The sequence below is a fragment of the Mesorhizobium sp. Pch-S genome, from assembly GCF_004136315.1.
Lineage (GTDB): Bacteria > Pseudomonadota > Alphaproteobacteria > Rhizobiales > Rhizobiaceae > Mesorhizobium.
This window is the reverse complement of record NZ_CP029562.1, coordinates 2,653,011-2,665,112: the sequence shown is the minus strand read 5'-3', so window position 1 is coordinate 2,665,112 and position 12,102 is coordinate 2,653,011. Positions and strand designations below refer to the sequence as shown.

Below are 12,102 nucleotides of genomic sequence, written 5' to 3'. Positions count from 1 at the left end.
CAGCAAGCAGGCTGGCCAGGGCGGCCAGCGGCATTGCCGCCCTCTTCAAGCTAGGAAGATTGTTCATCGATCTCTCCATAACGATGCGTGACCCGCTCACAGCGCGTCGGTGTCTGTTTCGCCGGTGCGGATACGCACGGCCTGGTCGATGCCGAAGACAAAGACCTTGCCGTCACCGATCTGGCCGGTCTTGGCGGCATTGGCGATCGCCTCGACGGCCCTGTCGACGAGGTCTGTCGAGACAGCGACTTCGATCTTGATCTTCGGAAGGAAGGAGACGGCGTACTCCGCTCCGCGATAGATTTCGGTATGCCCCTTCTGACGCCCGTAGCCTTTGACTTCGGTAACGGTCAGACCCTGGATCCCGACGGCGGTGAGCGCTTCGCGCACCTCGTCGAGCTTGAACGGCTTGATGATAGCCATCACGATCTTCATCAGGTTTCGCCCTTTGTTCGTTGCGGTCCCCGCGTTCCACGCGACATCACCGGCCTCGACATGGGCCGGCGAGTGCCCACGGCAATTCAAGCTCCGTGCCAAATGGCGAAACGGACGCTTAAGCCTTTGATAAAAAAGGAAATGCGCATGCTTCGACCGAGATCGACGCACAATGCACGCTTACGCGATGCCTATTTTATAGGCAAAAAAGAAATATTGCCTATTCCGCAGGCGACCGCTTCAGGCGGATCAACCCTTCCTGCGCGACAGACGCTATCAGGGTGCCATCGCGGGCAAACAGCGAACCGCGCGTGAAGCCGCGGGCGCCCTGCGTCGATGGGCTGTCCTGCGTGTAGAGGATCCAGTCGTCGATCGGATGGCTGCGGTGGAACCACATCGAGTGATCCAGGCTGGCTGCCTGGATATCACGATCGAAGATCGCCCGGCCGTGCGCAAAGGTCGAGGTATCGAGCAGCGTCATGTCCGACAGATAGGCCAGCACCGCGGCCTGCAGCGCACGATCGTCCGGCACCGGACCCGTTGTTCGGATCCAGATGTTCTGCTCCGGCTCCAGCCGTTCGCGGCTGGTGTAGTGCTTGAGCATGATCGGCCGCATCTCGATCGGACGCTCGCGCTGCCAGTAGCGCTTGATCCCTTCCGGCACGGCCTCGCCGAATTTCTCCAGCAGGTCGCGCTGCGTCATCAGCGTGTCGGGTTCCGGAACATCGCGGGGCATCGGAATCTGGTGTTCGAGCCCGCCTTCGTCCAGCTGGAAGGAAGCCTCCAGCGAAAAGATGGCCTGGCCGTGCTGAACCGCCACCACACGCCGCGTGGTAAAGGACGAGCCGTCGCGAATGCGGTCGACCTCATAGATGATCGGCAGCTTCGTGTCGCCCGGCCGCATGAAATAGCCATGCAGCGAATGCACATGCCGATCCGGCTCGACCGTACGCTGCGCAGCCACCAGCGCCTGCGCGATCGTCTGGCCGCCGAAGACGCGCTGCCAGTCGGTCTGGGGGCTGCGACCTCGGAACAGGTTGTCTTCCAGCTTCTCCAGGTCGAGAATGCCAAGAAGTTCGTTCATGGCTTGCGTCATGCGTCCGTTCCTCGCAATTGTCGGCGCGGTTTCGGACAGCAGCGGCGGGCAGTCAAGGCATAATACGGGTATCGCCTGGAACGACCGGGCGAGAAAGGTGGCTGGAATGGCGGCAAGATCGGGGGAAAACACACGGCTCGACGTGCTGGTTGCCGGCGCCGGCTATGTCGGTCTCGCCGCCGCCGTGTCGCTCAAGCAGGCACGCCCCAGTCTGCGCATCGCCGTCGTCGATGCCGCTCCGGCCGGCGTATGGCAGAAGGACGGCCGTGCCTCCGCCATTGCCGCCGCCGCATGCCGCATGCTCGACCAGCTCGGCGTCTGGACCGAGCTTGCTCCACAGGCACAGGCCATCACCGAGATGATCATCACCGATTCGCGCACCGCGGATCCGGTACGGCCGACCTTCCTGACCTTCGATGGTGAAATCGCGCCCGGCGAACCGTTCGCCCATATGGTCGCCAACCGTGACCTCAACGGTGCGCTGCGCCGCCAGGGCGAGCGCCTGGGCATCGACCTGATCGAAGGCGTCGCCGTGCAATCCTTCGACACCGGCACCACTGGCCTGACCGTTCATCTGGCCGACGGCGCCACCCTCAATACGCGCTTGCTGGTTGCGGCCGATGGCGTCAATTCGAGGCTGCGCGACATGGCCGGCATCAAGACGGTGCGATGGGAATACGGCCAGTCCGGCATCGTCTGCACCGTGGCGCATGAACGGCCGCACAACGGCCGCGCCGAGGAACATTTCCTCCCGGCGGGACCTTTCGCCACCTTGCCGCTGAAGCCGGACAAGGACGGCACCAATCGCTCTTCCATTGTCTGGGTGGAACGCACCGAGGATGCAGACAAGCTTGTCGGTGGCGACGACCTTGTCTTCGAGATGGAGCTGGAACAGCGTTTCGGCCTGAAGCTCGGCGAAATCCGTGCAATGGACAAACCCCGCGCCTGGCCGCTCGGGCTTACGCTTGCCCGTGCTTTCGTGGCGCCGCGCCTGGCCCTGGCAGGCGATGCCGCTCACGGTATCCACCCGATCGCCGGACAGGGGCTCAACCTCGGCTTCAAGGATGTTGCAGCCCTCGCCGAGGTGATCGTCGAGGCAGATCGGCTTGGCCAGGACATCGGCGCGCTCGACGTGCTCGAGCGCTACCAGCAATGGCGTCGTTTCGACACCATGCAGATGGGTGTCACAACCGATGTGCTGAACCGGCTATTCTCCAACGACATCGCGCCGTTGCGCGCAGTCCGCGATATTGGCCTCGGCCTGGTCGAGCGGATGCCCCGGCTGAAGGATTTCTTCATCCGGCAGGCGTCAGGCCTGGCGAATGGCACGCCCCGCCTGCTGAAGGGAGAGGCGATCTAGTCATCCTCAGGACCAATGCATCTGCGGACTGATCGCCTGAACCGGCAACCAGGCTGGTTGCCTGCCCTGCAAGCCACCCTTATGGTCCGGATATGAGCCTCGAATCCGTCCGTGCCTTCTTCGCAGCCCAAGCCCCCGACATTCATGTCATCGTTACCGAAGCAAGCTCGGCAACGGTGGCGCTTGCTGCCGAGGCGCATGGTGTGGCGCCTGACCAGATTGCCAAGACAATCTGCCTTCGGGTTGGCGACACGGCGATGCTGGTGGTTGCAGCCGGCACCACGCGGCTCGACAACCGCAAGTTCAAGGACCGTTTCGGTGGCAAGGCGCGCATGCTCGAAGCCGAGGAAGTCGTGGCCCTGACCAGCCATCCGATCGGCGGCGTATGTCCTTTCGGCCTGCCCGCTCCATTGCCGGTCTATTGCGACATCTCGCTGAAGGCGTTCGCCGAGGTGGTGCCTGCGGCTGGCGCCACCAATGCCGCCGTACGGCTTGACCCGACACGCATGGCGACGCTCGTCAATGCCGAGTGGGTCGATGTCTGTCAGGCGCCGGCGCCTGCAGTGCAGGATTGACGGTTTGTCGCCTTACGGCTGGGGGATGTGATACATCGCCCGCACCTCGATCGTGCCCATTTCCGCCAACGGGATTTCGGCGGCGAGCGCGAGCGCCTCTTCGAGATTTTCCGCTTCGATCAGGATAAAGCCGAGCAGTTGCTCCTTGGTTTCGGCGAACGGACCGTCGGTGACCAGCACCTTGCCCTTGCGTTTGCGGACCACCTTTGCCGTCTTCACCGGCTGCAGCGCCTCGGCCGCGAGCAGATGGCCACTGTTTTCCAGCAGCCTGTCGTAAGCGAGTGAGTCGGCGTCGAGTTTTCTGGCATCTGTAGCGGACAGCGCCCGCAGTGCCGTTTCCTCATGGTAGACCAGGCACAGATATTTCATCGTTCACTTCCCCTTGTGGCGTGCGCCGCCATGGCGCCGACCGCAGGACGGCCCAGTCCGTGCAGAACCGACATTCCGGCGCAACGATTCTCGACACCAGAGCATTTTGTCGCCAGGTGGAATCACTTGGCGTTGCAGAAATGCGGCGAAACAAACTTGGAGCGTTTCCGCGTTTCCGTAAAAAACGGAAACGCTCTGGAGAAGGATGTTGTGGTCTTGTCAGGTTGCGGCGCTATAGTTCCCCCTTCAATCCTGCAGGAGAAAGACCATGGATCGCACCGCAACAGCCGTCTGGAAAGGCAATCTGAAGGAAGGTGGCGGCACGATCGACACCCAGAGCGGCGCACTCAAGGGCACACCCTATTCGTTCAAGATGCGCTTCGAAGACGAAAGCGGCAAATCCGGTACCAACCCGGAAGAGCTGATCGCCGCTGCCCATGCCGGCTGCTACGCCATGCAGCTTTCGCATTTCCTGGCCGAAAACGGCACACCCGCCGCAAAGCTGGAGGCGACGGCAGCGGTAAAGCTCATCCCCGGCACCGGCATCACCGAGAGCAACATCACGCTGGTTGCCGACGTTCCCGGCATCGACGATGCCAAATTCCAGGAACTGGCCACCAAGGCCAAGGCGGAATGCCCGGTTTCGCGCGCCCTTGGCGCCATCAAGGTTGGTCTCGACGCCAAGCTCGCCTGAACGCCACAGGCCGCGTTGCTTTCCTAGGGCATGATCCCGAAAAGTGGGAACCGGTTTTCGGGATCATGCTCCAACAGAGAGCGGGATGACGATTCAACGTAATCGCGTTCCGCTCTAAGCTACGCGGCCTTCTGCAAGGCGGCCGGTTGCGGCTCATCGGATGGCCTGGTCGGGCCATCCTTGCGGAACATCAACAGCATCACGACGGCCGCGACAACGGTCAGCACCGTCGAGATCGTCGCGGTCACCTCGAAGCTGCTGGTAAAGGCGCTGCGAGCCACGGCCAGCAACGCATCGGCGAGCCCGCTTGGCAGCTGCGGTGCAATCGCAACCGCGCCGCCCAGCGTATCGCGCGCTGTCTCCGCAGCCTCCTCCGGCACACCGGCCGGTATTCCACCCACCATCGCCCCGCGATAGATCGCCATGCCGATGCTGCCGAGCACGGCAATGCCCAGCACACCACCGAATTCCGCACCGGTTTCCGAAAGCGCACCGGCGGCACCCGCACGTTCAGGCGGTGCCGCGCCCACGATCAGATCGGTGGTCAGCGTAAAGACGAGACCAAGTCCCAGCGACATGACGATGGTTGATGCGACCACCATTGTCAGCGGATGACCGTTGCCGACCTGGGTAAGCAACAGGAAGGCAAGCGCCGCGAGAACAAGGCCAACCGCAATGACGCGCGGCGCCGGAATGCGCGCAACGACCCATGAGCTCATCATGGACGAAACGACGAATCCGACGGACGACGGCAGTGTCCACAGACCCGCCTCCAGCGGCGACAACCCGATCACCAGCTGTAGATATTGGGCGGTGAAGACGAAAGATCCGAAAGCCACAAAACAAGCCACGACATTGACGATCAGCGCAGCGCTGAACGGACGCGAGCGAAACAGGCTGAGATCAAGCAGAGGATCGGCAAGGCGGCGCTGCCGCACCACGAAAGCTGCACCGATGGCGAGGCCTGCCAGGATCGCTGCGATCGGCAGCCAGGCGACACCATCCGAGGCGATCTGCTTCAGCCCATAGACCATGGCCAGCACCGCCACCAGCGAAAGCGCCGCGCTGGCGACGTCGAGCCTGCCCGCGCCGGGGTCGCGGTATTCGGGCAGCAGGATCGGCCCGACGATCAAGAGCAACACCATGACCGGAACGGCCAGCAGGAACACCGAACCCCACCAGAAATACTCGAGCAGCGCACCACCAAGCAGCGGACCGATGGCGGCACCCACCGAGTAGCTGGTCGCCCATATCGAGATGGCAAAGGTGCGTTCGCCGGCATCATGGAACATGTTGCGTATCAGCGAAAGCGTCGACGGCGCCAAGGTCGCCCCGGCGATACCGAGCAGTGCCCGCGCCGCAATCAGCATCTCGGCCGAGGTCGAAAACGCGGCGATCACGGAAGCGACACCAAAAAGAACGGCACCCGCCAGCAGGACCTTGCGGCGGCCGATACGGTCGCCCAGCGTGCCCATGGTGATCAGCGAGCCGGCGATCAGGAAGCCATAGATGTCGACGATCCAGAGCAGTTGCACGGCGCTCGGCTTCAGGTCGGCGACAAGGTGCGGCACCGCGAGATTGAGCACCGTCAAGTCCATCGTGTAGAGCAGGCAGGGCAGCGCGAGTGCCACCAGCCCGATCCATTCGCGGCGTGTCGCTTTCTGGTTCGGCATTTACCCCTCCATCCCGACGACGGCGAGGATGCCGGCGCAGCGTGTATTTGCCAGATCCCTAATAGAGGAACCGCCGATAGCCGGTTCAAGAGCACGACAAATCGTTGCTGACACATCTCGCCATCGAAACCGTGACGTTCCGTGGAGATGCCGGCTGTTCAGATCAATCCAAGATGGCTGGCCAGTTCGCGGGCCGCCGCACCTCCGGCACGATTGGCGCCAATGGTGGAAGCCGAGGGACCGTAGCCGACCAGATGGATGCGCGGATCCTTTTCAACCCGCGTCGCCAGCCGGCCACCCATGACGATCCCACCATTGTCTTCGCGCAGCTGCAGCGGCGCGAGATGATCGAGCGCGCTGAGGAAACCCGTCGCCCAGAGAATGACGTCGGCCGGCTGCACGGAGCCGTCGGGCCAGCGAACGCCGTCGCTGGTGATCTCGCTGAACATCGGCAGGCGCTTCAGCGCCCCGCGATCCCGGGCAGCGCGCAGGGCCGGCGTCAGCGAAATGCCCGTGACGGAAACCACCGATCCGGGAACCAGGCCACGTCGAACCCTGTCTTCGACTGCGGCCACCGCGGCGCGCCCATCTTCCGGCGTGAAAGGCTGCTCCCGGAATTGCGGTTCGTGGCGGGTAACCCAGGTCGTGCTGGTCACCTGCGAAATTTCGTCGAGATGCTGCAACGCCGAAATGCCGCCGCCAACCACGATCACATGTTTTCCCGCGAACTCCTCCGCGCCGCGATAGTCGTGGCTGTGGAGTTGCCGGCCCCGGAACAGGTCTGCGCCGGCATAGGCCGGAATGACCGGGTTTTCCCAGGTCCCCGTGGCGTTGATGATGCCGCGCGCCGAAAACGTCTCGCGGCTCGTCTCGATCCGCAATCGCCCGGAGCGATCGCAGACGACTTTGACCGTGACCGGCCGGTAGACCGGCAGATTGAACCTGCGCTCGTAGCTGGCGAAATATTCCGGCACGGCGACCGATGCCTTGACCGCTCCGTCGCCGGTGTCGACGGCCTCCGAGAACTGCATGCCGGGCAGATCATGCACCCGGTTGATAGTGCTGAGCGTCAGCGAGGGCCAGCGATGCTGCCAGGCACCACCGGGCGTTGGGTTGCTGTCCAGCACAAGGAACTGCCGACCGACCGCCAGGCCCAGCTTGCCGAGATGATAGGCCGAGGAAAGGCCTGCCTGCCCTGCGCCGATAACGACGATATCGACCTTGAAGCTGACGTTTGTCGAAGCGTTGGCCTGTGGTTCGGCCACGCCTATGCGCCCACGGCATCGAGCCGGGCCTTGAGGGCCGCCACTTCCTCTTCCAGAAGCCGGATGCGCTCCTCGAGTTCCGATGCGGCTGACGTCGCGACGCTCGGCGCGCGACTGGTCGCGACCACCGCACTGACCTCGACATCACCGGAAAGCAGGTGCGCGAAACGATCCTCGCGCTGGCCGGGCGCTCGCCCGATTTCCTTGACCAGGGGCGGCCTGCGGCCGATCAGCATGTCGAGTTCGCCACGCACGGCATCGGCATCCGCGAAACTGGCCATGCGCTCGGCGCGCGCCTGCAGCTCGTAAACCGTCTGCGGTCCGCGCAGCAGAAGCAGGCCTATCAGCGCGCTCTGATTGCGGGTCAGCGAAAACTTCTGTGCCATCAGATGTTCGTAGCGTTCGACACGCGACGCGAATTGCTGACGCACAAGGCCCTTGGCCTGGAGCGTGCCGAGCGTCCGCATGATCTCGACCATTTCCAGCGCCATCACCGGATCGCGCGAGGTCTTCTGGTTGGCCGCGGCCACCAGTGCATTCGACGTCATCGGGTAGACGTCGGGGGTAAGCTCTTTCTTCTCGATCAGGCAACCGAGGACGCGCGCTTCGGCGGGAGTGAGATGGGGGAGATCTTCTGCGGTCATATGAGCTGTCGCCTCAGACGCGGCGCTCCACCATCATCTTCTTGATTTCGGCGATCGCCTTGGCCGGGTTCAAACCCTTGGGACAGGTCTGCGCACAGTTCATGATGGTGTGGCAGCGGTAGAGCCGGAACGGATCCTCGAGATTGTCGAGGCGCTCACCCGTCGCTTCGTCTCTGGAATCGATCAGCCAGCGATAAGCCTGCAGCAGCGTGGCCGGGCCGAGATAGCGATCACCGTTCCACCAATAGCTTGGGCACGAGGTCGAGCAGCAGGCGCACAGGATGCACTCGTAGAGGCCGTCGAGCTTCTGGCGATCCTCATGGCTCTGCAGCCATTCCTTGGCCGGCTCCGGCGAAACCGTCTTCAGCCAGGGCTCGATCGAGCGGTGCTGGGCGTAGAAATTGGTGAGATCGGGAACCAGGTCCTTCACCACTGGCATGTGCGGCAGCGGATAGACCTTCACGGCGCCGGAGATGTCGTCGCAGCCCTTGGTGCAGGCCAGCGTGTTGGAGCCGTCGATGTTCATGGCGCAAGAGCCGCAGATGCCTTCGCGGCAGGAGCGGCGCAGCGTCAGCGTCGGATCGATCCTGTTCTTGATGTAGAGCAGCGCGTCGAGGACCATCGGTCCGCAATCGTCCATGTCGACGAAATAGGTGTCGATGCGCGGGTTCTCGTCATCGTCCGGCGACCACCGGTAGATGCGGTATTCACGCAGGTTCGTCGCGCCTTCCGGCTTCGGCCAGGTCTTGCCCGGCTTGACCTGCGAATTCTTGGGGAGTGCGAGTTCGACCATTACCTGCGGTCCTTTCGGATGACGAGCTTCAGCCCGGACCAGATTTCATCGATTGCCGCGACCTTGACGTCGACCAGATCGAGCTTGAGCGCTTCGGCGCGTATCACGCCTTCGGTCACATCGGTCGTCACCTTGGATGCCTTTTTCGGCCACGACACCCAGATCATGCCGTCACGTTTGATCGCGGCCTGCAGCCGGGCGAGTGAATTCTCGACCTCGTCGCGTTGCCTGGTGAAGGCATGCACCACATCGCAGCCTGCATCGGCCTCGATGTCTGCCCAGGCGGCGAAATGCTTCACCGTGGCAAAACGCACTGCTTCGCCGAGCCGCACCAACTGCTCCGGCAAAGCCAGGAAGGCGGCATGCATGCCGTCCTTCAGGCCCAGCTTCGCCGCCAGCGGCGTACCGGAATAGCCAGCCGTGGCCAGCGCCGCACCCATCGTCAGTACACCCGCGCCTTGGGCGCGATCTTTGCGGGGTCGATGCCCCCCTTGTCCAGCGGCAGCGTGGTTTCGGTGTGCACGCCGCGATAAGTCAGCGTCACCTTGCCGTCCTCGCTGACCTTCGCCAGCGTATGCTTGCGCCAGGTGGCATCGTCACGCGCCGAGAAGTCCTCGCGGGCATGCGCGCCACGGCTTTCCTTGCGCGCCTCGGCGCCATAGACCGTGGCGATGGCGTTGGCCATCAGGTTCTCCAGCTCCAGCGTCTCGACCAGATCCGAATTCCAGATCATCGAACGGTCGAAGACCTTGAGATCCTTCAATTCACCCCAGATCGCGGAGATACGCTTGCAACCCTGCTCGAGCGATTCCTGCGTGCGGAACACGGCAGCATCTTCCTGCATGGCGCGCTGCATCTTGTCGCGCAGCACCGCGGTCGGGGTGCTGCCATTGGCGTGACGCAGCCGGTCGAAGCGATCCATGATCTTTTCGAGCGACTTTGGGTTCGCCGACGGCACGGAGGAAGTCCGGTCCACCACCTGCCCCGCGCGGATCGCCGCCGCGCGGCCGAACACCACAAGGTCGATCAGCGAGTTGGAGCCGAGACGGTTGGCGCCATGCACGGAAGCGCAGCCGGCCTCACCCACGGCCATCAGGCCCGGCGATACGCGGTCCGGGCTCTTTGCAGTCGGGTTCAGCACTTCGCCCCAGTAGTTGGTCGGCACGCCACCCATGTTGTAGTGCACCGTCGGCAGCACCGGGATGGGCTCTCGCGTCACGTCGACGCCGGCGAAGATCTTAGCCGATTCCGAGATGCCCGGCAGGCGTTCGTGCAGAACGGCCGGATCGAGATGGTCGAGGTGCAGGAAGATGTGATCCTTCAGCTTGCCGACGCCACGTCCCTCGCGGATCTCCAGCGTCATGCAGCGCGAGACGACGTCGCGCGAGGCAAGGTCCTTGGCAGAAGGCGCGTAACGCTCCATGAAGCGCTCGCCCTCGGAATTGACCAGATAACCGCCTTCGCCGCGTGCGCCTTCGGTGATCAGGCAGCCGGCACCGTAGATGCCGGTCGGATGGAACTGCACGAATTCCATGTCCTGCAGCGGCAGGCCGGCACGCACGGCCATGCCGCCGCCGTCGCCGGTGCAGGTGTGTGCCGAGGTTGCCGACAGATAGGCACGGCCGTAACCGCCGGTCGCCAGCACCACCATCTTGGCGGAGAAGCGGTGGATGGTGCCGTCGTCGAGATTCCAGGCAACGACACCGGTGCAGGTACCGTCATCGTCCATGATCAGGTCGAGCGCGAAATATTCGATGAAGAACTGTGCGTTGTTCTTCAGCGACTGGCCGTAGAGCGTATGCAGGATGGCGTGGCCGGTGCGGTCGGCGGCTGCGCAGGTGCGCTGCACGGGCGGACCATCGCCGTAGTTCATCATGTGGCCGCCGAACGGGCGCTGGTAGATCTTGCCTTCCTCGGTCCGCGAGAACGGCACGCCGTAGTGCTCGAGCTCGTAGACCGCGGCAGGCGCCTCACGCACCATGTACTCCATGGCATCGACGTCGCCGAGCCAGTCGGACCCCTTGACGGTGTCGTAGAGGTGCCACTGCCAGCTGTCAGGCCCCATATTCTGCAGCGAGGCGGCGATGCCGCCCTGTGCCGCCACGGTGTGCGAGCGGGTCGGAAAGACCTTGGTGATGCAGGCCGTGCGCAGGCCCTGTTCGGCCATGCCGAGCGTAGCGCGCAGGCCGGCGCCGCCGGCGCCGACGATCACCACGTCGAACTTGTGATCCACATAGGTATAGGCGGAGCCTGCGCTGCCGCTTTTTGCGTCCTTGGCCAAAGCGTCAGCCTCCGAATGCCAGCTTGAGCAGGGCGAAGATCGAAACCACGCCGACCGCTACCGTGAAGAAAGTATTGAGGATGAGCACTGCGAGCTTCCTGCCCTCGCTGGTGACGTAGTCCTCGATGACCACCTGCATGCCGAGGCGCATGTGAACGAGCCCGGAAACCAGCACCAGGATCATCACCAGCGCAACCAGCGGGTTGGCCAAAGCTGCGCGGACTTCCTCATAAGACGCACCGTTGGTGGCGATGAGGAAGCCGACGAAGAAGAGAAGCAGCGGAACATTGGCGACCGCCGTCAGGCGCTGCCGCCAGAAATGCATGGTGCCTTCGCGGGCGGAGCCAAGGCCGCGCACCCTCTTGAGGGCGGTGCGCATCTCGGATTTGTTCGCACTCATCGCTCAGCCTCCCCTGACCATGTAGCCGACAACCCAGATCAGGATCGTAGGATCACCGAGCCGATCAATGTCGCCCAGGCGATCTTCGAGGCGGTGTGTTTTTCGAGCCCGGCGCCGGTGTCCCACACGAAATGGCGGATGCCGCCAAGCATGTGATGCATCAGTGCCCAGGTGTAGCCAAGCAGCACCAGCTGGCCGAACCAGGAGCCGAAAATGCCGTTGACGAAATCGAAATAGGATTGCGGACCGGCCGCTGCCGTCAGCCACCAGGCAACAAGAAGCGTGCCGACGTAAAGCGCGCAACCGGTGATGCGGTGCACGATCGACATCGTCATGGTGATCGTCGGCCGGTAGATGGTGAGATGCGGCGAAAGAGGTCTGTCGCGGGTGGCTGGTGAGTGGCTCATGGCTTCCCCGTTCGGCACCCGTCACGGCGATGCAAACGCGGCATCGACGCTTCGGAATGCGACTATGGAACAGCGGCGTTCTAAAACGCTTTTTGCACCGCGTCAAAGCC

13 protein-coding genes and 1 pseudogene are annotated in these 12,102 nt (G+C 63.4%); 3 read left to right on the top strand and 11 right to left on the bottom strand.

The genetic code is table 11. From position 1 onward, the window contains the following. Nucleotides 1–96: 96 nt before the first annotated feature. Complete coding sequence (locus C1M53_RS12305; RefSeq protein WP_129412506.1) at nucleotides 97–435, bottom strand: P-II family nitrogen regulator; 339 nt, start codon at nucleotides 433–435, stop codon at nucleotides 97–99. A 220-nt stretch (nucleotides 436–655) separates the two neighbouring features. Continuing rightward, a complete protein-coding gene (tesB, locus tag C1M53_RS12300) occupies nucleotides 656–1,531 on the bottom strand; it encodes an acyl-CoA thioesterase II (protein ID WP_129412505.1) in 876 nt (291 codons plus the stop codon). Nucleotides 1,532–1,637: 106 nt separating this feature from the next. Between tesB and C1M53_RS12295 the strand changes: the two genes are divergently transcribed. Next, on the top strand, nucleotides 1,638–2,891 hold the full coding sequence (locus C1M53_RS12295; protein WP_129412504.1) for a ubiquinone biosynthesis hydroxylase: 1,254 nt from the start codon (nucleotides 1,638–1,640) through the stop codon (nucleotides 2,889–2,891). A gap of 92 nt (nucleotides 2,892–2,983) precedes the next feature. Beyond that, on the top strand, nucleotides 2,984–3,466 hold the full coding sequence (locus tag C1M53_RS12290; RefSeq protein ID WP_129412503.1) for a YbaK/EbsC family protein: 483 nt from the start codon (nucleotides 2,984–2,986) through the stop codon (nucleotides 3,464–3,466). A 12-nt stretch (nucleotides 3,467–3,478) separates the two neighbouring features. On the opposite strand, the gene C1M53_RS12285 is transcribed toward C1M53_RS12290, so the two are convergent. Then, entirely contained in the window at nucleotides 3,479–3,835 is a 357-nt protein-coding gene (locus C1M53_RS12285) for a YciI family protein (RefSeq protein ID WP_129412502.1), read from the bottom strand. Nucleotides 3,836–4,103: 268 nt separating this feature from the next. Here C1M53_RS12285 and C1M53_RS12280 point away from each other — a divergent pair, with 268 nt between their 5' ends. Next, nucleotides 4,104–4,529 (top strand): OsmC family protein, encoded by a 426-nt coding sequence (locus C1M53_RS12280; protein WP_129412501.1) that lies wholly within the window; start codon nucleotides 4,104–4,106, stop codon nucleotides 4,527–4,529. Nucleotides 4,530–4,648: 119 nt separating this feature from the next. Here C1M53_RS12280 and C1M53_RS12275 read toward each other — a convergent pair whose 3' ends face one another. The 8 genes and pseudogenes from C1M53_RS12275 to sdhC form a co-directional block, all read right to left on the bottom strand. Next, the gene (locus C1M53_RS12275; RefSeq protein ID WP_129412500.1) at nucleotides 4,649–6,202 is read right to left on the bottom strand and encodes an MFS transporter; all 1,554 of its coding nucleotides are present in this window, start codon (nucleotides 6,200–6,202) and stop codon (nucleotides 4,649–4,651) included. Nucleotides 6,203–6,360: 158 nt separating this feature from the next. Then, complete coding sequence (locus C1M53_RS12270; RefSeq protein WP_129412499.1) at nucleotides 6,361–7,467, bottom strand: NAD(P)-binding domain-containing protein; 1,107 nt, start codon at nucleotides 7,465–7,467, stop codon at nucleotides 6,361–6,363. Nucleotides 7,468–7,469: 2 nt separating this feature from the next. Continuing rightward, nucleotides 7,470–8,111, bottom strand: a complete 642-nt coding sequence (locus tag C1M53_RS12265) for a DUF480 domain-containing protein (RefSeq protein WP_129412498.1) — start codon at nucleotides 8,109–8,111, stop codon at nucleotides 7,470–7,472. A 13-nt stretch (nucleotides 8,112–8,124) separates the two neighbouring features. Further along, on the bottom strand, nucleotides 8,125–8,904 hold the full coding sequence (locus C1M53_RS12260; RefSeq protein WP_129412497.1) for a succinate dehydrogenase iron-sulfur subunit: 780 nt from the start codon (nucleotides 8,902–8,904) through the stop codon (nucleotides 8,125–8,127). Beyond that, nucleotides 8,904–9,344, bottom strand: a complete 441-nt coding sequence (locus C1M53_RS12255; RefSeq protein ID WP_129412496.1) for a DUF3052 family protein — start codon at nucleotides 9,342–9,344, stop codon at nucleotides 8,904–8,906. Before C1M53_RS12255 ends, C1M53_RS12260 begins: the two co-directional genes overlap by 1 nt. A 2-nt stretch (nucleotides 9,345–9,346) precedes the next feature. Further along, on the bottom strand, nucleotides 9,347–11,185 hold the full coding sequence (gene sdhA / locus C1M53_RS12250; protein WP_129412495.1) for a succinate dehydrogenase flavoprotein subunit: 1,839 nt from the start codon (nucleotides 11,183–11,185) through the stop codon (nucleotides 9,347–9,349). A 4-nt stretch (nucleotides 11,186–11,189) separates the two neighbouring features. Next, nucleotides 11,190–11,585, bottom strand: a complete 396-nt coding sequence (sdhD, locus tag C1M53_RS12245; protein WP_129412494.1) for a succinate dehydrogenase, hydrophobic membrane anchor protein — start codon at nucleotides 11,583–11,585, stop codon at nucleotides 11,190–11,192. Between the two features lie 3 nt (nucleotides 11,586–11,588). Continuing rightward, nucleotides 11,589–11,992 (bottom strand): annotated as a pseudogene (gene sdhC / locus C1M53_RS12240) (succinate dehydrogenase, cytochrome b556 subunit). Nucleotides 11,993–12,102: the final 110 nt, after the last annotated feature.